Annotated in this window: 16 protein-coding genes; 4 read left to right on the plus strand and 12 right to left on the minus strand. The window is 63.4% G+C overall.

What is annotated here, in order from left to right; genetic code table 11:
• Positions 1-51 precede the first annotated feature (51 nt).
• Positions 52-2,115: a maltose alpha-D-glucosyltransferase gene (gene treS / locus PspCFBP13509_RS15080; RefSeq protein ID WP_074846860.1), complete on the plus strand. Its 2,064-nt coding sequence runs from the start codon at positions 52-54 to the stop codon at positions 2,113-2,115.
• Between the two features lie 47 nt (positions 2,116-2,162).
• Here the strand turns inward: treS and PspCFBP13509_RS15085 are convergent, their stop codons facing one another.
• Positions 2,163-2,858 (minus strand): response regulator, encoded by a 696-nt coding sequence (locus PspCFBP13509_RS15085; RefSeq protein ID WP_065946925.1) that lies wholly within the window; start codon positions 2,856-2,858, stop codon positions 2,163-2,165.
• Between the two features lie 3 nt (positions 2,859-2,861).
• The gene (locus PspCFBP13509_RS15090) at positions 2,862-4,280 is read right to left on the minus strand and encodes an ATP-binding protein (protein ID WP_065927390.1); all 1,419 of its coding nucleotides are present in this window, start codon (positions 4,278-4,280) and stop codon (positions 2,862-2,864) included.
• Between the two features lie 114 nt (positions 4,281-4,394).
• Between PspCFBP13509_RS15090 and PspCFBP13509_RS15095 the strand changes: the two genes are divergently transcribed.
• The 3 genes from PspCFBP13509_RS15095 to PspCFBP13509_RS15105 are packed head-to-tail and all read left to right on the plus strand — an operon-like array spanning position 4,395 to position 10,062.
• On the plus strand, positions 4,395-5,564 hold the full coding sequence (locus tag PspCFBP13509_RS15095; RefSeq protein ID WP_065927391.1) for an efflux RND transporter periplasmic adaptor subunit: 1,170 nt from the start codon (positions 4,395-4,397) through the stop codon (positions 5,562-5,564).
• A gap of 2 nt (positions 5,565-5,566) precedes the next feature.
• A complete protein-coding gene (locus tag PspCFBP13509_RS15100; protein ID WP_065927392.1) occupies positions 5,567-8,680 on the plus strand; it encodes an efflux RND transporter permease subunit in 3,114 nt (1,037 codons plus the stop codon).
• Positions 8,677-10,062: an efflux transporter outer membrane subunit gene (locus PspCFBP13509_RS15105; protein WP_137212262.1), complete on the plus strand. Its 1,386-nt coding sequence runs from the start codon at positions 8,677-8,679 to the stop codon at positions 10,060-10,062. The genes PspCFBP13509_RS15100 and PspCFBP13509_RS15105 overlap by 4 nt, the downstream gene beginning before the upstream one ends.
• Before the next feature lie 51 nt (positions 10,063-10,113).
• On the opposite strand, the gene PspCFBP13509_RS15110 is transcribed toward PspCFBP13509_RS15105, so the two are convergent.
• From PspCFBP13509_RS15110 to PspCFBP13509_RS15155, 10 genes are all read right to left on the minus strand, one after another.
• Positions 10,114-13,425, minus strand: coding sequence for an SMEK domain-containing protein (locus PspCFBP13509_RS15110; protein ID WP_137212263.1), 3,312 nt, complete (start codon positions 13,423-13,425; stop codon positions 10,114-10,116).
• Between the two features lie 158 nt (positions 13,426-13,583).
• Positions 13,584-14,786, minus strand: coding sequence for a dipeptidase (locus PspCFBP13509_RS15115; RefSeq protein WP_074846855.1), 1,203 nt, complete (start codon positions 14,784-14,786; stop codon positions 13,584-13,586).
• A gap of 2 nt (positions 14,787-14,788) precedes the next feature.
• Entirely contained in the window at positions 14,789-17,077 is a 2,289-nt protein-coding gene (locus tag PspCFBP13509_RS15120) for a TonB-dependent receptor (RefSeq protein ID WP_137212264.1), read from the minus strand.
• A 26-nt stretch (positions 17,078-17,103) separates the two neighbouring features.
• The gene (locus tag PspCFBP13509_RS15125) at positions 17,104-18,138 is read right to left on the minus strand and encodes an ABC transporter substrate-binding protein (RefSeq protein WP_065927397.1); all 1,035 of its coding nucleotides are present in this window, start codon (positions 18,136-18,138) and stop codon (positions 17,104-17,106) included.
• Positions 18,135-19,337: a cystathionine beta-lyase gene (gene metC, locus PspCFBP13509_RS15130; RefSeq protein WP_199275498.1), complete on the minus strand. Its 1,203-nt coding sequence runs from the start codon at positions 19,335-19,337 to the stop codon at positions 18,135-18,137. The genes PspCFBP13509_RS15125 and metC overlap by 4 nt, the downstream gene beginning before the upstream one ends.
• Positions 19,334-20,011 (minus strand): amino acid ABC transporter permease, encoded by a 678-nt coding sequence (locus PspCFBP13509_RS15135; protein WP_137212265.1) that lies wholly within the window; start codon positions 20,009-20,011, stop codon positions 19,334-19,336. The genes metC and PspCFBP13509_RS15135 overlap by 4 nt, the downstream gene beginning before the upstream one ends.
• A complete protein-coding gene (locus PspCFBP13509_RS15140; protein WP_137212266.1) occupies positions 20,001-20,744 on the minus strand; it encodes an amino acid ABC transporter permease in 744 nt (247 codons plus the stop codon). The genes PspCFBP13509_RS15135 and PspCFBP13509_RS15140 overlap by 11 nt, the downstream gene beginning before the upstream one ends.
• Entirely contained in the window at positions 20,737-21,534 is a 798-nt protein-coding gene (locus PspCFBP13509_RS15145) for a transporter substrate-binding domain-containing protein (protein WP_161985729.1), read from the minus strand. The genes PspCFBP13509_RS15140 and PspCFBP13509_RS15145 overlap by 8 nt, the downstream gene beginning before the upstream one ends.
• Before the next feature lie 98 nt (positions 21,535-21,632).
• Positions 21,633-22,292, minus strand: coding sequence for a class II aldolase/adducin family protein (locus tag PspCFBP13509_RS15150; protein ID WP_137212268.1), 660 nt, complete (start codon positions 22,290-22,292; stop codon positions 21,633-21,635).
• 18 nt (positions 22,293-22,310) lie between these two features.
• Positions 22,311-24,995 (minus strand): TonB-dependent receptor, encoded by a 2,685-nt coding sequence (locus PspCFBP13509_RS15155; RefSeq protein WP_137212269.1) that lies wholly within the window; start codon positions 24,993-24,995, stop codon positions 22,311-22,313.
• Between the last annotated feature and the right edge of the window lie 42 nt (positions 24,996-25,037).

Here is a 25,037-nt window from a genome sequence, read left to right on the forward strand (position 1 = left end):
GAGCCCTCATATGTTCACGAGTAATGTTTAACCACGACAGGTACCAAGCTTATGACCGCGGCTGAAAACAACCATGTGAACTGGCTGGTGGAACAATCGATGCTGCACGCGGCACGCCAGCGCGCGAAGCTCTATTCGGGCCAGGGCCGGTTGTGGCAACAGCCGTATGCGCAGACCCGGCCCCGTGATGCCTCGGCCTTGTCGTCGGTGTGGTTTACCGCCTACCCGGCGTCGATTGTGACGCGCGAGGGCGGTACGGTGCTGGAGGCGCTGGGGGATGAGACGCTATGGCATGCGCTGTCGAAGATCGGCATCCAGGGCATCCATAACGGCCCGCTGAAGAAATCCGGTGGCCTGACCGGCACCCGGCACACGCCGACCATCGACGGCAATTTCGACCGCATCAGCTTCGAGATCGACCCGCAGTTGGGCACCGAGGCGCAGTTGCAGGCGTTGACGCGCATGGCGGCGGCGCACAATGCGGTGATCATCGACGACGTGATTCCGTCCCACACCGGCAAGGGCGCGGACTTTCGCCTGGCGGAGATGGCCTACGAGGATTACCCCGGCCTTTACCATATGGTGGAGATCCGCGAGGAAGACTGGCCGCTGCTGCCCGACGTGACCGAGGGTCGTGATGCGCAGAACCTCAGCCCGGCCCAGGTGGACGCCCTGCGCGACAAGCACTATATCGTCGGCCAGTTGCAGCGGGTGATCTTCTTCGAGCCCGGCGTCAAGGAAACCGACTGGAGCACCACGCCGGTGGTCATCGGCGTGGATGGCAAGCCGCGTCGCTGGGTGTACCTGCATTACTTCAAGGAAGGCCAGCCGTCGCTGAACTGGCTCGACCCGACCTTCGCCGCGCAGCAGATGATCATCGGCGACGCCTTGCACGCCATCGACGTGATGGGCGCGAAGATCCTGCGCCTGGACGCCAATGGTTTCCTCGGCGTGGAACGCACCCTCGATGGCACGGCCTGGTCCGAGAGCCATCCGCTGTCGATCACCGGCAACCAACTGCTGGGCGGGGCGATTCGCAAGGCCGGTGGTTTCAGCTTCCAGGAGTTGAACCTCACGGTGGATGACATTGCGTCGATGTCCCATGGCGGCGCCGACCTGTCCTATGACTTCATCACCCGCCCGGCGTACCAGCACGCGCTGTTGATGGGCGATGCCGAATTCCTGCGCCTGATGCTGCGCGAAATGCACCGCCAGGGCATCGACCCCGGCTCGCTGATCCACGCGTTGCAGAACCACGATGAGCTGACCCTGGAGCTGGTGCACTTCTGGACCCTGCATGCCCACGACACCTTCCTTTACCAGGGGCAGACATTCCCCGGCAATATCCTGCGCGAGCACATCCGCGAGCAGATGTACGAACGCCTGGCCGGCGAGCATGCGCCGTATAACCTCAAGTTCGTGACCAATGGCGTGTCCTGCACCACCGCCAGCATCATCACGGCCGCGCTGGGCATTCGCGACCTGGAGGCGATCAGTGCTGCCGACATTCAACAGATTCGCCAGATCCATTTACTGCTGGTGATGTACAACGCCATGCAGCCCGGGGTGTTCGCCTTGTCCGGCTGGGACCTGGTAGGCGCGCTGCCGTTGGCCGCCGAGGAAGTCGCGCACTTGATGCAGGATGGCGATACCCGCTGGATTCATCGCGGCGCCTACGACCTGGTGGACCTGAACCCGGACGCAGAATTGTCGGCCGGCCAGATGCCGCGCTCGAAAAGCCTCTACGGCAGCCTCAACAGCCAGTTGCAGGACCCGGACTCGTTCGCCTCGCAACTGCAAAAGATCCTCGCCGTGCGCCGCGCCTACGACATCGCCGCCAGCCGCCAGATACTGGTGCCCGACGTGCAGAACCCCGGCCTGTTGATCATGGTCCACGAATTGCCGGCCGGCAGAGGCACGCAAATCACCGCGCTGAACTTCGGCGCCACGCCGATCACCGAAACCCTGAACCTGCCGGATATCGCGGCGGGGATGGTGGTGGACATCATCAACGAACGGGTGGAGGGCGACCTGACGGCGGAGGGCGAGTTCACCATTACCCTGGATGCGTACGAGGGGTTGGCGCTGCGGGTTATCAGCAGCACGCCGATGTAACCTCAATCTTCCAAGCACCGAAGAACCCAATGTGGGAAGGGGTGTTGTCAGGCCTGTGGCTGCTTTTCAGCCAACTGAAACCGATACCCCACCCCATACAACGACTCAATCGGCGTTTCCCCCGGGCATACCTGTTCCAGCTTGCGCCGCAGGTTGCGGATATGGCTGTCCACCGTGCGGTCGGTGACCACGCGGTGGTCGGAGTAGAGGTGATCCAGCAACTGGTCGCGGGAAAACACGCGGCCGGCGGCGCGGGCGAAGGTGTTGAGCAGGCGCAGTTCCAGGGGCGTGAGGTCCAGCGCGATGCCGTCCAGCGAGGCCTGGTAGCGGGCTTCGTCGATCAGCAGGCGCGGCGCGCCGGTGCCGAGCAGCTGCGGGCTGCGGCGCAGGATGGCCTTGACCCGGGCCACCACTTCACGGGGGCTGAAGGGTTTGCAGATGTAGTCGTCGGCGCCCACTTCCAGGCCGAGCAGGCGGTCCACTTCTTCGACACGGGCGGTGATCATGATGATCGGCACCGCGCTGAAACCACGCAGGTCCTGGCACAGCTGCATGCCGTCACGGCCGGGCAGCATCAGGTCGAGCAGGATCAACCTGGGCTCGTGGGCGCGCACGGCGGGCACCACGTGCAGGCCATTGTCCAGGCACCGGGTGGTATAGCCGGCGGCCTCCAGGTAGTCGCGCATCAGGGCGGCGAGCTTGGGTTCGTCTTCGACGATCAGGATCGGCGGTTCATCGTGCATGGTTCACAGGCTCCGGGGCAGGCGCAGGGTCAGCCACAGGCCGCCGTAGGGCGAGTGGTCGGCAACCAGGCTGCCATCGTGGGCGTTGGCGATGCTGCGGCAGATTGCCAGGCCCAGGCCGGCGCCGCCATGCTCGCGGTTGCGCGATGACTCGCCACGGTAGAACCGCTCGAACAAGCGTGGCAACTGGCTTGCGGACACGCCCGGCCCGGAGTCGAGAAAGTCGATACGCACCGTGTCGCGGTCGCCCCCCACACTGATGCGCAACCTGCCATTGACGTCGGTGTAGCGCAGCGAATTTTCCAGCAGGTTGGAAAACAATTGCTGCAGCCGACTGGCATCCGCCAGCAGCTCCACGGGCTCGCGCGGCAGCTTCAGGTCGAGCTGCAACTGGCGGGCGGTGAAACGCTCCCGGTAGATCGCCAGGCTGTTTTCGAGCACGTCGTTCAGCAGGCATGGGGCCTTGCGGTAGGTCAGGGCGCCCACGTCCGCCAGCGACAGTTCATACAGGTCATCCACCAGCTTGCTGAGCATGCTGACTTCGCCTTGCAGCGACTTCATTGAGCTTTGATCCAGGCTGCGCACACCGTCCTCGATCGCCTCCAGCTCGCCCCGCAGCACCGACAGCGGTGTGCGCAGTTCGTGGGAGACATCAGCCATGAACTCCCGGCGCATTTTTTCGTTGCGCTCCAGGGTATAGGCCAACTGGTTGAAGTCGCGGGCCAGTTGGCCGACTTCGTCGTGGGAGGCCACGGCCACGCGGCTGCTGTAGTCGCCGCTGGCCAGGCGGTGGGTGGCGGCGGCCACGCGCTTGACCGGCTCCAGCAGCGTGCGGGCGATCCACCAGGCAATCAGCATCGCCAGCAGCAACGAGAACACGCCCATCACCAGGCTGGTGCGCAGCTGGTATTGCTGGAAGCGTTCGCCACCGGCCTCGGTCACGCTCTGGAACGGGGTCACGGCCAGCCAGCCCACGGTTTCGCCCGCGACCACAATGGGGCTCACCAGCGCATCCTCACCAATCGCGGTGTAGCCGGTGACGCGCTTGCGGTCCTTGTCGAGCAGGGCGATGCGAAACAGCGCACCCGTCAAGTCCGAGGCCAGCGGTGTACGCAGGTCATGGGTGACCCGTTCTTCGTCGGGGTCTGGGCGCATGATGTCGAACCAGCGATCCGGGCGGTTGCGCATGAACGCCCAATTGCCTTCGCGCGCATAAGCACTGGCCAGGCGCGGCACCACCGTGGCCATGCGCTCCAGCGCCTGTTCATTGATATAGCCAAGAAACCCGCGGCCAAAACTCCAGCCGGTGGCCAGGCCCATGCTGAGGATGACCAGCAGCACACCGGCCGATACCGCGACAAACAGTTTGGTGGAGATACTCAACTTCATGAACAAGGGCCGTAAAAGAGTGGACCCGCCCATTTAGGGCCCCATGGAGGAAAGATTCAACCCAGGCGGGCAATCTTCAATTTTCCTGCACATTTGCCCAGCAGTATGACGGTAAGGCTTGCACCACCCCGTCTTGCAGAGGCAACTATGTCGACCAAACTTTTCGCCAAATACCTGGTAACCGCCGCGGTTCTCCTGTCGTTCGTCATTCTGGTGCTGCTTGGCGGCTGCTCGGCCGGCGACCCTGCGCCGGCAGTCGCCACCCCCGTGGTCTCGGTGATCACTGTGCAGCCCAAGCGCCAGGTCATGACCACTGAGCTGGCCGGGCGCACCCAGGCGTTTATGGTCGCCGAGATTCGCCCGCAGGTCGGCGGTATCGTGCAGCAGCGCCTGTTTGTCGAAGGCGCCGAGGTCAAGGCCGGGCAGGCGCTGTACCAACTGGATGCGGCACCCTACAAGGCGGCATTGGCTGAGGCCCAGGCGAGCCTGGCCAAGGCGCGCGCCACCTTGAAGTCGGCACAGACCACCGCCGCGCGTAACGCCCGGTTGGTGAAGATCGACGCCATCAGCCAGCAAACCAACGAAGATTCCCAGGCCACCCTGCTGACCGCCGCCGCTGACGTCCAGGTGGCCCAGGCCGACCTCGACACTGCCCGCATCAACCTGGCCTACACCCGCATCAGCTCGCCGGTGGCCGGGCGTATCGAGACGTCCACGGTCACCCCCGGCGCACTGGTGGTGGCCAACCAGGACACCGCACTCACTACCGTGCAGCAACTCGACCCGATCTATGTGGATGTGACCCAGTCCACCACTGAATTGCTCGCCCTTAAGCGCGACCTGGCCCGTGGCGTGTTGCAGGCCAACGGCGACGGCGAGGCCCGCATCAGCCTCAAACTGGATGACGGCAGCACTTACAACCACGACGGCCGCCTCAAGTTCAGCGGGGTCAGCGTCAACCAGGGCACCGGCACCGTGACCTTGCGTGCGGTGTTCGACAACCCCGAGCATGTGCTGCTGCCCGGCATGTACGTGCGTGGCGTGTTGGAGCAGGCCCGGGATGACCAGGCGATCCTGATCCCGCAAAAAGCCGTAAGCCGCAGCGCCAGCGGCGTGACCTCGGTGTTGCTGGTGGTTGACGGCAAGGTCGAGCAACGCGTGCTCAGCGTTGACCGCGCCGTGGGTAACCAGTGGTGGGTGACGGCGGGTTTGCAGGCCGGTGACCAGGTGATCGTCGAAGGTGGCCAGAAAGTCCGCATCGGCGCCGTGGTCCAGACCCAGGCCGCCGATGCCGGCGCCCTGGCGCAGGAGGGTTGAACATGGCGCGTTTCTTTATCGATCGACCGATTTTCGCCTGGGTCATCGCCATCGTGATCATGCTCGGCGGTGCGTTATCCATCAGCCAGTTGCCGCTGGAGCAGTACCCGGACATCGCGCCGCCCACCGTGCGTATTTCCGCCACCTACACCGGCGCGTCGGCCAAGACCGTCGAAGACTCGGTGACCCAGGTCATCGAGCAACAGATGAAAGGCCTGGACAACCTGACCTATATGTCGGCCTCCAGCAGTTCGGCGGGCAGCGCCAGTATCAGCCTGACCTTTGGCGCCGGCACCGACCCCGATGTGGCGCAGATGCAGGTGCAGAACAAGCTGCAACAGGCCGAGTCGCGCTTGCCGCAGTCGGTGCAGAGCGAAGGCCTGACCGTGACCAAGGGCGGCTCGGACTTCCTGATGATTGCCGCCCTGGCCTCGGATAATCCCAGCGTCACCGGCACCCAGATCGGTGACTACATCTCCAGCACCTTGCTCGACTCCATCAGCCGTATCGACGGCGTGGGCGACGTGCAGACCCTCGGGTCGGGCTACGCCATGCGTATCTGGCTGGACCCGGCGCTGCTGGAAAAATACGCGCTGATGCCGTCGGATGTGAGCACTGCGCTGGAGGCGCAGAACACCGAGGTCTCAGCCGGCCAACTCGGCGCATTGCCGGCGGTTAAGGGCCAGCAACTCAATGCCACCATCAGCGCGCGCAGCAAACTGCAGACGGCCGAGGAGTTCCGCAATGTGGTGGTCAAGTCCGGCAGCGACGGCGCGGTCGTGCTGCTCGGCGACGTGGCGACCGTGGAGTTGGGCAGCGAGAGCTATGACATCAACTCGGCCCTCAACGGCAAGCCGGCTGCCGCCATGGGGGTGCAACTGGCGGCGGGCGCCAATGCGCTGGAGGTGGGCGAGGCAGTCAAGGCCAAGCTCAAGGAACTGGCGCCGTTTTACCCCACCGAAATGCAATTGAAGAACGTGATCGCCTACGACACCACGCCCTTTGTGAGCCTGTCCATCGAGGAAGTGGTCAAGTCCCTGGGCGAGGCCATCGTGCTGGTGGTGCTGATCATGTTCCTGTTCCTGCAAAACCTGCGGGCCACGCTGATCCCGGCGATCACTGTGCCGGTGGTGTTGCTGGGCACGTTTGGCGTGTTGGCGTTGTTCGGTTACTCGATCAATACCCTGACCATGTTTGCCATGGTTTTGGCCATTGGCTTGCTGGTCGACGATGCGATTGTGGTGGTGGAAAACGTCGAACGGGTGATGGCCGAGCAGGGCTTGTCGGCCCTGGCGGCCACGCGTCAATCGATGAATGAAATCACCAGTGCACTGGTCGGCATCGCCCTGGTGCTGAGCGCGGTGTTTATTCCCATGGCGTTTTTTGGCGGTTCCACCGGGATCATCTATCGGCAGTTTTCGGTGACCATCGTCTCGGCCATGGTGCTGTCGGTGGTGGTGGCGATGACCCTCACGCCGGCACTGTGCGCCACGCTGCTCAAGCCAGGGCACGCGGTTCAACGGGGCTTCTTCGGTTGGTTCAACCGTTCCTTCGAACGCTGTTCCAGCGCCTATGAAGCGTTGGTCGGCGCTGTCCTGCAACGCTCATGGCGCAGCCTGGTGGTGTATGTGCTGATCGCCGCAGCCATGGCGGCGGGTTATGCCAGCTTGCCTACTTCGTTTTTGCCGGATGAGGACCAGGGCATTCTCATGGCGCAAATCCAGCTGCCGGTGGGCGCTACCGACAGCCGCACCCAGGCGGTGTTGCAGCAGTTCGAGGCGTACATGCTCAAGCAGCCGGAAGTCGAGGCGATGATCAGCATCAGCGGCCTGGGCATGGGCGGCAACAGCCAGAACACCGCACGGGCGTTTATTCGCTTGAAGGACTGGAGTGAGCGCTCGGACGATGCCGCCACGATTGCTCAACGTGCCACCTTGGCCCTGGCAAGCATTGGCGATGCCGATGTATTCGTGATGCAACCGCCCGCCGTGCGTGGCCTCGGCCAGAGCTCGGGGTTTGATTTGCAGCTCAAGGACCTCGCCGGTCTTGGCCACGACGCATTGGTGGCGGCGCGCGAGCAGTTCATCGCGCTGGCCAGGCAAGACCCGCGCCTGCTGGGCGTGCGCAGCAATGGCCTGGACGATGCACCGCAACTCAAAATCAGCATCGATGACCGCAAGGCCGGGGCCCTGAGCCTGAGCACCAGCGACATCAACAGCACCTTGTCCACGGCGTTGGGCGGCACCTATGTGAATGACTTCCTCAACCAGGGCCGCGTGAAGAAGGTCTACGTGCAGGGTGAAGCCAGCACGCGGATGCAAGCGGCCGATCTGGACCACTGGTTCGTGCGCAACAGCAACGATGAAATGGTGCCGTTTTCGTCATTTGCCAGCAGTGCCTGGAGCTATGGCTCGCCGTTGCTGGAGCGCTACAACGGCACATCCTCGCTGGAAGTGGTCGGCGACCCGGCGCCCGGTGTGAGCTCCGGCGCGGCGATGGACGCGGTGGAGGCGATTGCCCGGCAACTGCCCGATGGCATCGGCTACGAGTGGACCGGCCAGTCGTACCAGTTGCGTCTTTCCGGGTCCCAGGCGCCGTTGCTGTATGCGGTGTCCATCCTGTTTGTGTTCCTGTGCCTGGCCGCGCTGTACGAGAGCTGGTCGGTGCCGTTCTCGGTGATCCTGGTAGTGCCCCTGGGTATCGTCGGCGCGGTGTGGGCCACACGCTTTACGGGATTGAGCAATGACGTGTACTTCCAGGTCGGCCTGCTGACCACCGTAGGGCTGGCAGCGAAGAACGCGATCCTGATCGTCGAGTTTGCCAAGCACCTGCAGGAGCAAGGCAACAGCCTGCGCGAGGCGACGCTGATCGCCGTGCGCCAGCGTCTGCGGCCGATCCTGATGACGTCCCTGGCCTTCATGTTCGGCGTGCTGCCCCTGGCCGTGAGCAGTGGCGCAGGTTCCGCCGGGCGCCGGGCCATCGGCACCGGTGTGCTGGGCGGCATGTTCAGCGCCACGGTGCTGGGGATCTTCTTTGTACCGCTGTTTTTTGTGTTGATTCGCCGCCGCTTTGGCCGAGCCGGCACGACGCCCATTGTCGAAAAAGGTGACGCATGACCCGCTTTCTCTTCCCGTTAGTGGCCGCAGTGGTCTTGAGTGGCTGCATCAACCTGGCGCCACACTACCAGCAACCCGAGGCACCGGTGCCTGGCGAATGGCAAGCGGATGTGCAGGGTGAGGTGCCGGCCGACATCCAGTGGCAACAGTTCTTTACCGACCGCCGCCTGGCACACCTGCAAACCCTGGCCCTGGCCAATAACCGCGACCTGCGCCTGGCCAGCCTGAATATCGAGAAGGCCCAGGCGCAATACCGCATCCAGCGCGCAGCGGCGTTCCCGACCCTCGACGCCAGCGTCAACGGTACCCACAGCCGCACGCCGGGCTCGCTGTCCAGCGGCGGCACGGCCGTGACCAGCCACGACTACAGCGCGCAATTGGGCCTGAGCAGCTATGAGGTCGACGTGTTCGGCCGCGTGCAGAACCTGCAGGACGAAGCGCTGGAAGACTATCTGGCGCTGACCGAAACCCGGCGCAGCACGCAAATCAGCCTGGTGGCCGAAGTGGCCACCGCCTGGCTGACCCTGGCCGCCGACAACGAACACCTGCAACTGGCCGAAGAGACCCTGGCCAGCCAGCAATCCACCTACGAACTGACCCAGCGCAGCCACACCCTGGGCGGCTCCACGGCGTTGGCCGTGGCCCAGGCGCAAACCACCGTCGAATCGGCGCGGGTCGATGTGGCCGAGTATCAGAGCCAGATCCTCCAGGACCGCAACGCCCTGCGCCTGCTGGTCGGCAGCGACATCCCCGACGCCTTGCTGCCCGACGCCCACCTGCGATCGGCAGCGGCGTTGGTGCAGGTGCCGGCCGAGCTGCCGTCGAGCCTGTTGCAGCGGCGCCCCGATGTACTGGCGGCGGAGCACAGCCTCAAGTCCGCGAACATCGACATTGGCGCGGCCCGCGCGGCGTTTTTCCCCAGCATCAGCCTCACCGCGAACGCGGGCTCCGCCAGTGCGTCATTGTCCAGCCTGTTCAAGGCCGGCAGCGGCGCGTGGACCTTCGCCCCGAGCATCAGCCTGCCGATCTTCGATGCCGGCAGCAACCGCGCGACCCTGGATGCGGCCAAGGTCGAGAAAGAGATCCAGGTGCAGACCTACCAGCAAACCCTGCAAACCGCATTCAAGGAAGTCGCCGACGCCCTGGCCGTGCGCAGCACCCTGGACCAGCGCCTCACTGCCCAGCAAGCGCTGACCGAGGCGAGCCAGAAGAGCTACGACCTGTCCGACGCGCTCTACCGCGCCGGCTCGCAAAGCTACCTCGAAGCCCTGGATTCCCAACGCTCGCTGTACAGCGCCCAACAGGACCTGATCACCCTGCGCCTGGCGGAGCAGAGTAATCGGGTGAGTTTGTATAAGGTGATGGGGGGAGGGTGGCAGTAAATATGGCGAAATCTGTACAGCAGTTCAGCGTCGAACGGTTTTGGAAGCGCGTTATGGATTTGCTAGCGAGATGAACTTCATTGTCTTGTCACTCAGCACTGACAGATCATCAGCCGTGATGCGTATACGAAGGTTGCTGTCGGCACCGCTGGAGATTTCACAACACCCAAACAACGCAATTGATGCGGGTTTGCCCTTGGATATCCAGTAATCAAACAATGCAGCGTACAGACACTCGGACAGCTCGTCGAACTCAAGCCGTTTTTTGACGAATAGGAACAATTGCTCAAGATTTCGGAGATCGTCTTTCTTGTTGTTGAAATCTTTACAGGCGAGGGTCAAGGTGTTCGCAAAAAAGAGGTCCGTGCAACGTCCTGTTTGGCTGCCAAAGGCCGATAAATGCCGGGTAAATTTTGCAAGGCAAATTTGCTCGATAGACAGTACAGCTATACCTTCACGAATTAGCTGCAGGTTTTGGGCAAGCATCCACACCACGCCGTCATCGTCACTGAGTAGCGGACAGAGAGTGAAAATTTTTTCGCAGTTGCCGAGAAAACCCTCGCAGTCGCGTGCTGCCAGCGTGAGGCTGAGGCTTCGTCCCCATAGTGACAAGTGCGCCTGGCCTGCTTCATTCGAATAAGACACGTTGAATACCACTTGGATTTGACTCGCCAGGGCTAAAGCGCTTCGTAGGTCATTTTCAAGCAGTCGCGCAGTCTGCGCGTTGAATACCGCTTTGGCCTCCATGGCGATTGCGACTGCCGGGTCGCTGACCCGTGCGACGTAGCGTTCTATTCCAGGATGCAGTTCGAGTACCTTTGCTGGCGTTTTTAGTTTCGCGTATGCGTACATGATATTGACCAATGCCCAAGTTGAACTGACATGGAAAGGTTGGTCCAGGTTTCCTTGTTCAATGCCCTGTCCCACCTGTGGTGCCAGCAAAGGAAGGCAGCGTTTGGCCAGCGGGATCAGTTGGCTACTTAGCGAGTAAGTATCGCCCAAGGGCTCACTAAGGTACTTGGCGACTTCTTTGTAAAGACGCGCCAGGAGTGTGTTCAGCTCAGAGGAAGCGCCAAAATTCGTTTGGAGGATTTGGGCAGAACCCAGCGCCTCAGCCAGCATCTCTTCATGGTGGTTTTGTATAGCTGCCATGGCAACGTTCACAATAGCGTCCGCCCAGAAGAGCTCAAACTTGTCGTCTGGATGTTCTATGACTTCGGTGACGAACTGCCTGGCTTCCAGATTGACTGCGCGCGCACGCGCTACGTCGACTTGTTTCTTGACTGGGTCAACGATCAGGTGCATAAGCGCTTTGAGCTGCCGGTACGCCACTTCTCGATCGGCGGGGAAGTGTTGTGCCAGCCTGGATAATAGCTCGCAAGTACGATTGATTTGCGCCGCAGACGGTTTTTGCGTGCCGAGTTTGATCATCGCGTTATAAAGCAGCCGTGCGAGCAGGCTCAGCGCAAACTTGCGAGTTGTCGGCACCTTACAGGCGACCGCCGTCAGCATGTCGAGTAGACGCAGATATCCTGGGAGGCAGATCGTGGTTTTTTTCAACGCATCCAGGGTTTCGAGCAGGTTGTAAGGGTGGAGAGTCCATGCCGAACTCAAGATAGCCTCAAGCGAGGCGTCGGTTAGAGTCGGCAGTGCGGTAGTGGGCGCGAACTGCATTTGAGGGCGCCACAATTCATCGATAAAGAACTCGCCGATCAGGTCGGGCTGCAGGATGCCTCTCGGAGGGCAGACCTCTAAGGCTGCTTTGGTAGTCGGCGCTAACTGTGTGGCAGGAATCAGCTGCGCAAGGTCATCCCAGAGTTGTTGCTGTTGTGTGCTCAACAGTTCGAAGATGTGCTCATGCTGTCTCAAGTCTTCGACGGTGGGGATCCGATATGTCTGGGTCTTGGGGTCTTTGACCAGCAGGTAGTCCGACCCGTCATCGCCGGTTCGAACAAGTACCCGGTGATCCTCCTGGAGGATATCCAGGCCGCGAATAAGAGTGGACACTGCGAGCAACTGCACGAGCCTTGGAAACAGACCTGTGTCATTGCATCTGGTTTTCCAGCGCTGCGCCTCACGTTGCAGCACCGGCAGCAGCAACTCGCGCAAGGCGGGCACGTGAGTATCATTTGGCGCTCGGCTGAACGCCCCTGCAATCAGCGCAATCAACAAAGGACGGCCTTCGCTGACGTGCATGACCTGTGTCCAGAACGGTGAGGACGGCGGTGGCAGTTGCTCCACGACCGCTGGTGCTCCGGCTTCTAGCCAGGCCCGTAATATCTCGCCAGCCTGTGCACTCAGCGCGGTCAGTTCGCGCGGCGCCTGGTACTGATTGTTTCTAATCAATGTCGCGGTGGTGCTTTCAGTGAGGACCAGCTCTTTCCACCAGTCTGCGTTTTCATTTGCTTCTCGCTCAAGCAGTAACACACGCAACTTCGAACTCAGGCTATCGCCCAGTGCGCAGCACATTCTTAACAATGCCTTGAGCGCTTCAGAGTCCCGTGCCGCATAATCGAACACCAGCAGAGTGGGGCGCTGCAATTGTTGAAGTTGCTCGATGGTCGGTAGGTTTTTCGCGTCGGTGAAGCCGCAATACCAGTTATCTTTGTACTTGAGCTCAAGTTCATGGGCCAAGCGCGTCTTGCCAATTCCCGCGGGACCACACAGCGTCCACCAACTGAATGGCGACGGGCTTTCCATGAAGTCCGCCAGTACGTCCAAGTCACCGCCACGCCCCAGCAGCGGAATCTTACGTTCGGCGAAAAACAACCAGCGGGGAGTGAACGGCGGGATTTCCTCTTGGGAGACTTCAGTCCTGAGCAACCAAACGGGACGGTGCGCGGGGTCTTCAGCATGGCGATAACTTTTAAGTATCTTCCACACCACCAGAAGCGGTTCTGGCGTTAGCTTGGCAGCCTTTTTCAGCAGGTCGGTGTAGTCGAGAATATCCGTCTTGGCATTGAATGCCAGCCGGCTTCCCACCACTTCATCAATAGCCTTTTGAAAATAGCTTTGCTGTTTATTGGTCAGCACATAGACGATGACCCGTGTGTAGGTTTTGTCCAGGTCGTGGTTCAAGAACTTTGCCAGTGTGTTCTTTACTTTTGTCAGGGTGGTGGTGCCAGATATTTGGATGCCGATCTGTTTGACCTCATCCCCCAGGTCGATGGCTGGGTAGTCCTCTTTCTCTTCGTTCAGGTTACGCAGGTCCGGCCAGCCCATGATGGTTTGGAATAGGGGCAGAACGACTTTTTCTGAGATCCTGTGGACGTCGAACAGACCCATTGCCGTGCTGGCTTCGACATTCTTCACCAACCAGATGAATTCGTCTTTGACTTCAAGCAGCAACTTCTGGTGATCCATAGAACGCCTTCATCCTTGAAAAATAGGGTGTGTTTCGACTCTGTAAGCGAGGCGAATCTACCGTTATCACACGTTGCTCTCAAGTCGTAGGACGAAGGGGGCTGGAAAAAGCCGCCCTAGGCGGCTTTTTCCAAGAGGTTGGATACCCGCGCGTTGAACTATGGTCGCTTCTGATCCTGCGCCGCCTGCAACACCCGCAACAAATTCCCACTCCAGATATTCGCCACCTGGTGCTCGCTATACCCGGCATCCAGCAACCGCTGGGTAATCACCGGCAACTGGCTCACATCGTCCAGCCCGCTTACGCCACCGCCGCCGTCCCAGTCGGCACCGATGCCGACGTGATCCGGGCCGGCCACTTCCAGCAGGTGCAACAGGTGCTTCATGAACACGTCGAGGCTGGCTTTGGGTTGGGCGAAGCGTTGGTTGAGGGTGTCGCGTTCCTGATAGAGCGCCTTGACCTGTTCCGGGCTGAGGGCGGCGAGGTTGTGGAAGCGTGCGCCGAGCGCGGCCATGGCTTTGTTGCGATCCGGGTTGGGCGTGAGGGGGATCAGGTAGTCGCTGTAGGCGTTGACCTGGATCACCCCGCCCTTGGCCGCCAGTTGGCGCACGCGGTTGTCGTCGAGGTTGCGCGGGTGCGGGTTGACCGCGCGGCTGCTGGAGTGGGAGGCGATGAGCGGGGCGCTGGACAACGCCAGCATCTGGTCGAACACCGCGTCGCTGGCGTGGGACACGTCGAGCAGGATGCCCAGGCGGTTGGCCCGTTGCACCAGGTCGCGGCCCTTGGGGCTCAGGCCTTTCCATTCCGGCAGCGCGGTGGCCGAGTCGGCCAGGTCGTTGTTCATGAAATGCACCAGGCCGAGCATGCGCAGGCCTTGGCGGTAGTAGGTGTTGAGCAACTCGGGATCGGAGCTGAGTGGATCGGCGTTTTCCATGCTGATAAACACCACGCGCTTGCCTTGGGCCGCAATACGCCGGGCGTCGGCGGCGGTCAGGGCCAGGGCGAAGCTGTCGGGGTTGCGGTCGATCACATCGCGGATGCGGGTGAGGGTGGCCAGGCCATAGGCGCTGGCGTAGGCGCGGCCTTCCTCGGTGCGTGGGCCCTGGGGGGTGTAGACGGCGAAGAAACCCCCATCCAGGCCGCCTTCGCGCATGCGCGGCAGGTCGACCTGGCTGCCGTCCTGGCGGTAGTCGTGGCGCTCGAGGATGTTCCAGCCGGGGCGGGTCAGGGTCAGCGGCGTGTCCAGGTGGCTGTCCAGTACTAGCAGGCGTTGGTGCAGGGCCAGGGTGGCGGGGCTGACGGCGGTGTCGGCGTGGGCCAACAGTGGCAGCAGGGCGAGCAGCAACAGGCGCGTGTTCATGTTCAGAACTCCATGCTCAAGGTGCTTTGGAAGGTGCGCGGCGAACCCGGTCGGAACACGGCGGGGCCGCTGGTGCTGGTGAGGATGTAGCCGAGGTAGTCCTTATCGAACAGGTTGTCGACATTGAAGCGTAACTTCACATTCTTCAGTGGGCCGTAGTGCAGGCGCTCGCCCCCCAGATCCAGGTAGGCGTTGTACAGGGTGTAGCCGGGCACCGATTCACTGTTGGTGAAGTTGCTGTAGCGCTCGCCGATATAGCGTGCCGAGAAGTTCAGCAGTGCCCATGGCGCCAGCTCATAGGTAACCCCGGCCTGGGCCAGCCAGCGCGGGCTGTCGGGCACCTCGTTGCCTTTGATCGAAAGGCCGCCGGCGTCGTTCCGGAACGTGGAGGTGTTGTAGGTCAGGTTGCCGTTGAGCACCACCTTGTCGGCCAGGACCGGGGGTTTCCATTGCCCGCTCAGCTCGGTGCCGTAGGCCTGCACCTTGCCGACGTTCTGGTAGTACGTTTCCACCTGGCTGCTGCCGGGCACGGCTGAGGCGAAGGCTTGCAGGCGGTTATCGAAGTCGGTGCGGTACAGCGCCCAGGCCGCGTTGAAGGTCGGGCGGTTGATGCGATAGCCCACCTCGTAGTTCTTCGCCCGCTCCGCCTCCGGTGGCGGCGCGCTGGGGCTGGCCGCGCGGAAGATGTCGTCGGCGCCACGGGGCAGGGCCATGTTTTCCGAATAGGAAGCAAATACCTGGGTGTCATCGGTGAGGTTGTAGACCAGCCCGGCCTGGGGCAGGAAGGCGTCGTTCCACTGGGTGGCCAGGCGCGGCTGGCGGTCGTTGATGTAGTCGCCGGCGTTGCGATAGCCCTCGATGCGGTACTTGAGGTGCAGGCTCTTGAAGCCGAACTGCAGGCGCAGGCGGTCGTCGAGCAGGGTCCAGGTGTCCTTGAGGTGGTACTGCAACGAATTGCGCGTAGAGCTGAAATCCCCTTGCAGGTGCACCGGCTCATTGAACAGCGGCTCGCCGGCCGGGCTGCCGTCGGTGAGGTTGTAGCGCGCCTGCTGGCGGTTGAACACATCGGTCTCGGCCCACACCCCGGTGTCGATCTGGTGCTGGCCGATGTCCCATTGCAGCCCGGTGCGCCCGCCGAAGCGGTGGCCGCTGAGGGACGACAAACCGTATTGCACGCCCCGTGGGGCAAACAGGCCATCCACCGTGTTTTCGGCATTGTGCAGCGCCAGGGAGGTGGCGTAGGCCTCCGGGGACACGCCAAAGCCTTTCTTGGCCTCGTAGTAGAGGGTGGTGTAGTTGAGCAGGTCCGGGCGGATCTCGAACTGGCCGCCCAGGCTGTACAAGGTGTCGCGGCGCTGGTTCACCGCCTGTTTGTAGAACTGGTTGTAGTTGGTGTTGCTGTAGCGCACGCCGGGCACGCTCTCGGGTAAGTCGGGCAGGCTGCCGAGGTAGGCGAAGTAACGGCCCGAGCGACCGAACGGGTCATTGGCGCTGCCGTCGTACTGGGCGCTGCTCACGTAGGGCGAGTCGTAGTCGTAGAACGCGTTGTGCACGGCGCGCAGCCACACCTCGTCACGTTCACCGAAGCGATAGCGCACCTTGGCTTCCAGGTGTTCACGGTCGATGGTGCCGGGGCCGCGCCATAGGTCGCCGTCGATTTTCGAGCGGCTGAAATACGCCGACAGGCCCTGGTACTCGCCGCTTTGCAGCTTGACGAAACTGCGCCGCAGGCTGTCGCTGCCGAGGGTGTAGGACAGGCTGGCGCCCGGCTCGAGGGTGGGATTGCTGGTCTGGTAATCCACATACGGGCCCAGGGACGCATAGCCCGATTGCGACACGTCGCCCGCGCCGGTGGAGGCGGTGACCCGCTCGGTGTTTTCATTGTCGACGTAGCGATAGATCGGGCTGCCGCCGAACTGATCGGTACGTCCCAGGGGCACACCATCGATGGAAAAGCCGATCTGCTGCAGGTTGAAGGCGCGCACGAATACCGAGTTGCCGAACTCATACAGGCCCAGCGCATCGTTGACCTGCACGTTGAAACCGGGCAGCGCCTCGAGCATTTTCAGCCCCGAAGTGCCGGCCGGCGCCGACAGCAACGCCTGGTGCGAGATGCTCAGGGTATTGCTGATCTTGTCTTCGCCAATGGCGGCGCTGGCTTCAGTCACGCGGGCACCGACCACCTCGACTTTGCTCAGTCGGGGTTCGGTGGAATCGGCGGCCTGCGCCGCCCAACTTGAATCGGCGACCAACAGGCTGGCCAGCAGGGTCTTGCGGTACTGAGCAATCATTGTCTGTCCTTGGCAAGGGTGTGGCGTTAAAGCCCGGTGTGGGCTTGGGCGAGAAACTCGGGCTGGGCCCACTCGTGCACGCTGAAGTCGTTCTGCAGGAAGCCGCGTTGCACCAGGAAGTCCTTCTTCAGTTCCAGGGCCGCCAGGTTCTGCGGCGCCAGGTTCGGCACAAAATCCAGCTCGGCAATGGCGCGGCGGATAAACCCGGCGTCCGGCAGGAAGGTCACGCGGGTGAACAGCTCGGCGGCGGCATCGCGGTGCTGGTTGATCCAGCGCCCGGCGCGGATCGCGGCGCGCAGGAACGCCACCAACACCTGGGGATGCTCTTCGGCAAAGGCGCGGTTGACGGTGGTGGCGTAGGGGCCGTTGTGGTTTTTCAGGGTCCAGTCCGGGTAGCGTTCCAGGTCTTCGATTACCGTGAATTCACCGCTGGCGAGCAGCGCCGGCACATGCCCGGCGGCGACATGCAGCGCGTCCACACGGCCTTCGGCCAGGGCCTGCACCTCATGCCCGGGTTGGCCATGCAGCCCATGCAGTTGCGACCAGAACGCCGAAGGCCGCACCGCCGGCAGCAAGGTCTGCGGATCACCTTCATCCTCCAGCTCGATCAGGCGCACTTGCGACGGCTCCAGCCCGGCCAGTTGCAGGGCATTGAACAGGCCATGTTCGGCCAGCGCCTTGAGCACATCGACCCGCGCCTTGTTGCGGCTCACCGGTACGCCGATGCGCTTGCCGAACAGGTCGGCGACCTGGCGGATACGCCCCTCGGCACGCACCAGGATCTGCCCGGCGCGTTGGGTGGCGGTGCTGGCCACCAGCAACGTATCGGCCTGGTCGGCGCGCGCCCACAAGGCCGGCACTGCGCCGCCGTCGCGAATCAAGCGCGCTTCGCCATGGGTGAAGTGCGGCAGCCAACCGAGGTTGTCGGGCAGTGAGCGCAGGTAGATCGCGTCGGCGCCGACGCGTTGGTATTCCTCGTCCAGCCAACCGAGTTCAACGGCAATATTGGACGCGACCAGCAGCGGGCAAATGCTGTAATGGGTGGGCAGTGCTTGGCTCATGGCAGACTCCTTGGGGAATGGGGGGTGGTGCTCAGGCGTTCGAGGCCTTGTTGCAGGTCGGCGAGCAGGTCCTCGACGGCTTCAAGGCCTACGTGCAGGCGCAGCAACACGCCTGGTTCAATCAGTGCTGAAGGGTGGCGCTGCTGTTGGCGAATCAGACTCTCGAAACCGCCCCAGCTGGCGCCCATGGCGAACAACTGCAGGCTTTCCAGGAAGGCGTTGGTTTGGGGCTCGAAATGCGGCTTGAGGACCACGCCGAACAGCCCGGTGGAGCCGAGGAAATCGCGCTTGAACAAGTCGTGCCCGATGGCCCCCTGCAGCGCCGGGTGCAGCACCTGGGCCACTTCGGGACGCTGTTGCAGCCACTGCGCGACGGTGAGCGCCGAGCGCTGGTGCTGGCGCAGGCGTACACCCAGGGTGCGCAGGCCACGCAGGCCCAGGTAGGCGTCGTCGCCGCTGGCGATATAGCCCAGTTGGCGGACGGTCTCGCGCACCGTCGAATACAGGGTCTGGGTGGTGACGATCACGCCGAGCATCGCGTCGCTATGACCCACCAGGTACTTGGTGGCGGCATGAATCGAGATGTCCACGCCGTGGGCGAACGCCTTGAAGAACAGCGGCGTGGCCCAGGTGTTGTCGAGCATCAGCAATGCGCCGTGGGCATGGGCGGCACTGGCCAGGGCGGGAATGTCCTGGACCTCGAAGGTGCTGGAACCGGGTGCTTCGGCGTACACCAGGCGCGTATTCGGGCGCAGCAAGCCGGCGATGTCGGCACCGAGCATCGGCGCGAAGTACGTGGCCTCAATGCCATAGCGCGGCAGGATCTGGTCGAACACCTGGCGCGCATGCCAATAGCAATTGTCGGTCACCAGGATATGGTCGCCGGCCCGCGCCACTGCCAGCACCGCGCCGACAATCGCCGCTAGGCCGCTGGGCATGATCAGCCCGCGAAAGCCGCCTTCCAGCTGCGCCACGGCGTCTTCGAACGCGGCGGTGGTGGGGTTGCCGTTACGGCCGTAGATATGCCCGCGATAGTGCGGGTCGGCGGCCTGTTGCAGGTGGTTTTCGAGGGTGCCGGTGTCGGGCCAGATAAAGGTCGAGCTGCGATACACCGGGGTGTTGACGCTGCCTTCGTGGCTGGCGGGGTCGCGTCCCAACCGGGTCAGCAGGGTATCGTCATGCATGGGGTCAGTGCTCATGTGCGCTCCAGCCGTTTGGCCAGGCAGGAGAGGGGGTAGATGTAGACAAAGAAGGCGATGAACACCAAGCCGTAGGCGGGCAGCAGCAGGTCGTTGCGCAGTTGGGTGGACAGGTGCGATTGCACGGTGGTCATCAGCTCTTCCACCCCCAGCAGATTGGCCAGGGAGGTGGACATGGTCACCGCGCAATACAGGTTCATCCACGGCGCCACCAGGCTGGGCAGGGTCTGCGGGATGATCACGTGGCGCAGCGCCTGGCCGTGATGCATGCCCAGGGCCCGGGCGGCTTCCCATTGCCCCATCGGCACCGCGCGTACGGCGCCGCGCACGATCTCCGAGACATAGCCGACAGCGGGCAGGGCCAGGCCCAGCGCGACCTTGAGCCAATCCGGCAATTGCCACCAGCGCCCGGCCCAATGCACTTCATAGGGCAACAGGTAGGCCACGTAGAACATCACCACCAGCCACGGCAGGTTGCGCAGCAGGCGGCTCAGATGCCCGGCACCACGACGCAGGCGCGGCCGGGCGCTGACCTGCAGGCTGCCGAGCACGACACCGGCCAGCGTGGCCACCAGCATCGCGGTGACGCCCATGAGGATATTCAGGCCGAAGCCTTGCAGCAGCGCCGGCGCCCACTGCCACAACAGCACGGGCCAGGAGGGTTCAGGCAGCATCGGGCAACTCCTGGCCAGGCAGGCGCAGGTGATGTTCCAGGCGGCGCAGCAGCCAACTGCTGGCGCCGATCAGCAGCAACCAGACCAGCAACAGCACCTGCATCATCTCGGCGACGTTGAAGTTGTCGGACCAGATCCGATTGCTCGCATAGAGCAATTCCGGCACCGCAATCGCGTAGGCAATCGAGGTCGACTTGATGGTTTGCACCACCGTATTGCCCATGGCCGGCAGGCTGTTGCGCAGCGCCAGCGGCAGCACGATATGGCGCAGTACCGTGGCGCCCTGCATGCCGAGGGCGGCGGCCGCGTCGAGGGTGGCGCGGGGCACGGCATCGATCCCGGCGCGCAGGTTCTGCGCCTGGAACGCACCGTTGTGCAGGGCAATCACGATGATCGCCCATTGCGTGCCGTTGAGCAGCCGCACGCTGCCGTCGTCCACCAGCGGCAGCCAGGCGCCGACGCCGAAGTAGAAAAAGAACAGCTGCACCAACAGCGGCGTGTTGCGAAACAACGCGACGTACCCCGCGCTCAACCGGCGCCACAGCAAGCGACGCGAACCCAGGCCGGCAGCGCCCCACACGCCGATCACCAGGGACAGGGCAATACTCGCCACCGACAGCAACAGTGTCAGGCCCAGGCCGAGCAGGAAGCGCTGGCGGTCCATCGGGTCCCACAGGATGCTCAGCGACAGGCCATGCTGTTCCAGCCACAGGCGCAGGTTGGCCTCACTCATGGCTGGCCCGCGCATGCTGCTGCGCTACCCAGGCATTCGGCGCCAGGCCGTAGCGCTGTTCCAGGCTGATGATCACGCCCTGGGCATGCCAGCCTTCGACAATACTCGACACCGCTGCCAACAACGCCGGCTGGCCCTTGCGCAAAGCAATGCCCCACGGCGCCGGATCCTGGCCCGGCAGCTTGACCTCGTAATCGGCCCATTCCGGCTGGCGCGCCAGGGCGCTGTACAACGCATCGTCACCCATCGCCCCCAGGCAACGGCTGTCGGCCACCGCCTTGCGCACTTCGGCCGTGCCGTTGAACGAGGCGAACTGCACGCCGTAGCGCGTTTCAAACGGGCGCACCCACACACTGGTGGCGGGCGCACACAGGGTCTTGCCGCGCAGGCTTTGCCAGTCCGGCACGGCGGTGCTTTTCGGCGCAAACACCGTGGCGGCCGAGCTGTAGAAACCGGGGCTGGCGAAATCCACTTCGCGCCGCCGTGCGGGGGTGTCGAGCAGGGACGTGACCAGCACTTCACAACGGCCCTGTTCGAGAAACAGCAAGCGGTTGAGCGGATTGACTTGCACAAGTTGCAGCTTGAGCGGCTGGCCGACCTTGGCAGACAACTGGCGTTGCAGGTCGACGATCAGGTCCAGGATCAACCCGCCGGGCTTGCCTTGGGCATCGAAGGTCTTGAAGGGGGGGAATTCGTCGCTGGTGCAGACGTTGAGGGTGCCACGGGATTGGGCCCGTTCCAGCAGGGGGGCGGCGTGGGCGTGGAGCGCGCCGAATGCAAAAATAACCAACAGCGCCCGCTGCCAAAGTGACCTGTCGTAAGGGCCGGAGGCAAGTCGAATCGTCGCACCGCCCCTTCCACTTTTATCAGGGCAACGAGTGAGCGCACTCATGTCGCACTCCAGCCCAGGCGCGACCGCTGCGCCGCGCCGCTGGGAAAGGGCTGCGGCGTACCGAGCTGCTGCGCCAGGAAGGTCAGGTAGGCCGCTTCTTCCAGGTTCACCAACAACCGCGTCGCCGCCAGCACGTCCCGCTCCGACCACGCAAACGGCCCGTGATTGGCCAGCAACGCCGCTGGCGCACGCGGATGTTCGCGTAACGCCGCCACCACCGGCTCCGGCGCATACCGCGGCCCCCACGCCGTCAGCGGCACCTCCTGGTCTTCATCCAGAATCCCCAGCAACTGCGTGGCATGGGGGCGCAACGCTCGGCCGGCAATCGCGAAGGCGGTGAGATACGGCGAGTGCGTGTGAATCACCGCATTCACCGAGGGTCGCTCGCGGTAGATCGCCACGTGCAGCGCCGCCACTTCCCTGAGGTTGTCGGTGAGGCTGCCCTGGCTGTGTTGCAGGTCGAAATCGACAATCGCCGCCACGCCACTGTCGGCGCCGCTGAGCGAGGCGATCACCAGCCGTGCTTCGCCGGGAATACGCAGGCTGATATTGCCCGCCTCATTGCTCGACAACACCTGATGCTTGATCAGCAGCTGCTTGGCCAGGGCAAAGTCGTGTTCGAACACTTGGGTAAAACGCACAGGATCAAAGCTCATGGGAACTCCTTGGTTGAGTCAGAAGCGGTAGTCGGCTTTCACGTAGTAGAAGGCGCCTTCGGCACCGGCCGGGGAGATGCTCTGGTAGGCCACGCGCCCGCCGACAAAGCGGTTGGCCACGTCGATCTTGTCCGGGTAGCTGTCGAAAATATTGTTGCCGCCCAGGGTCAGGGTGAGCGCCTGGTTGATGTCGTAGGACAGGCTGGCGTTGCTCACCCATTGCGCCGAAAAGGTCTGGTCGCGGGCTTCGCCGAGGTTGGAATCGAGGGTGTAGGTGCCGTAGCGAATCGTGTTGACGCTCGCCTGCCAGGCACCCTTGCGCCAGTCGGCACCGAGGATCAGCTTGCTGTTGGGCGAGGCGCTTTCCACATAGCTCAGGGCTTCGCGATTGATCAGGGTGATGCCGGTGCCGGCCAGCGGGCCGGGGTTGTCCTTGATGTCGGTGACCTGGGTCTTGCTGTAGTTGAAGGCGCCGTTGAGGGTCAACTGGCTGGCGTCGGCCAGGTCCAGGCGATAGTGGGCGGCGAGGTCCACGCCGCTGGTCTTGGTGTCGAGTGCATTGGTGAAAAAACTCACCCCGGAGTAGTTGCCATAGCCTTGGTTGGCGAGGATCTGGCTGACCTGGGGGCCGCTGAGGGTTTCCGACAGGGCAATGCGGTCCTTGATGCGGATGTGGTACGCATCGAGGCTGACACTTGCACGCTCGAGCGGCTGCCAGACCACGCCGAGGGACAGGCTGGTGGATTTTTCCGGCTTCAGGTCACTGGCGCCCAAGGCGCGGGCGACCGGGGTGTTCACGCTGACGGTGCCGACCTGGTAGGCGGTGGGGTCGCCGGCCTTGAACTCGGTCTGGGTCGCCGAGGTGCCGATCTGCCCCAGGGTGGGCGCGCGGTAGCCGCTGCTCAGGGTCGAGCGCAGGCCCCACTGCGGGGTGAAGTCGTAGCGCGCGGAGAACTTGCCGGTGCTGGTGGTGCCGAAATCGTCGTAGTGCTCGCTGCGCCCGGCCAGGCCCAGTTGCAGTTTGTCGGTGACTTGCTGCTCCAGGCCCAGGTAGCCGCCGAACACATGGCGGGCGTAGCGGCCTTCGTCGCTGTCCTGGGTGCCGGGGAAGCCCTGGGCGCCGCCGGCACGGGCGGGCAGGGCGCTGCCGTGGGTCCAGGAGGCGAGGTCGCCGGCGATCACTTCATAGGCTTCGTTGCGCCACGCCAGGCCGCTGGAGAACACCAGCGGGCCTGCGCCCCAGCCGACCTTGAGTTCCTTGATGTGGTCCAGGCCGACGTTGGTTTGCTCATTGACCAGCGCCCCGGCATTGAAGCTCGTCGGGCTCGCGGCGCCGAGGCTGGCGTTGAGCGAATCGCTGAGGTGATAGTCGATGCGGTTGCGCCCGTAGTTGGCACTGAGGTCAAAGCTGCCAAGTTGCTCATCGCGAATCTTCACGCCGCCGGTGACCGAGGCATCCCGCGAGCGCACGTCGAGCAGTGGCAGGAAACCGTTGGGGTACACGGCCACCAGGTTGTTGGGGTCGATGGGGCGGCGAAAGGTTGCCTGGGATTCGCCGGTACGGTCCTGGTAGGTGGCGAAGCCGTACAGGTCGACCGTGTCGCTCAGGGACAGGCCGCTGTTCAGCGCCAGGTTCCAGTCTTCAAGGCCCGGCGAGCCGTAGCGCCAATGGCGGTCGGCATCCGCTTCACGGGCGTCGCCGCTGGGGTAGAACTGCCGGCCATCGGTGCCGCCGGTGGAGGTGCGTTCGCTGCGCAGGCCTTCGCCACTGAGGGTGAGGAAGCCATCGCCGGGCAAGGTGAAACCGCTCCAGCCCCCCACCGACCGGCGAAAGCCATCGCCCTTGGTGTACTGGCCGAAGGTGCTTTGCACGGCGCCGCCGTGGTCCTGCTCCTTGAGCACGATATTGACCACCCCGGCAATCGCATCCGAGCCGTATTGGGCCGAGGCGCCATCGCGCAGCACTTCGATATGGTCGACGGCGCTGACGGGAATCGTCGACAAGTCCACCGCCTGTGAGCCACGCCCCAGGGTGGCCTTGGTGTTGACGAACGCCGAGGCATGCCGACGCTTGCCATTGACCAGCACCAGCACCTGGTCGGCGGCCAACCCACGTAACGACACCGGCCGCTGCGACGACACGCCATCGGTGCCGTTGACCTGCGGGTAGTTCACCGACGGCACCAGGGTTTCCAGGGCCTTGGCCAGGTTATCGGTGCCGGCGCGCTGCAGTTGCTCGCTGCTGATCACATCCACGGGGGCCGCGCTTTGCAGTGCGGTGACGTCGCTGCGCCGGGTGCCGATCACCTCCACGGATTTCAGGCGTGGCGCCAGCGGTTGGCTGTTGGCCGCCGCTGCAGGGTCGGCCAGTCGATGGATCAATACCGCACCGCTGGCCGTCTGGCTGAAGCCCAACGGGGAGCCGCCCAAGGCAATGCCCAGCGCCTGTTCCTGGCTCAGTCGGCCCTGGATCGCGCGGCTCCCACGGCCTTCCACCAGCGGCGGGTCGAAGGCGATAGGGTGGCCGCTTTGCTGGGAGATGCTCAGCAGCACCTCATCCAGGGGGCCTGCGGGGATATTGAAGTCAATCACCCGTTGTACCGACGCCGCGTCGTTTTGCGCCAACGCCAGGCTTGGCAGCGTCAGCCCGCCCATGGCCAATGCACACGCCAAAGGCGCCAGGGTGAATCCTGTTTTCAACATGTGAATCTGCTCCGGGTCGTGATGTTCTTTACGACCTTGAGC

Source organism: Pseudomonas sp. CFBP13509, assembly GCF_005233485.1.
GTDB lineage: Bacteria > Pseudomonadota > Gammaproteobacteria > Pseudomonadales > Pseudomonadaceae > Aquipseudomonas > Aquipseudomonas marginalis.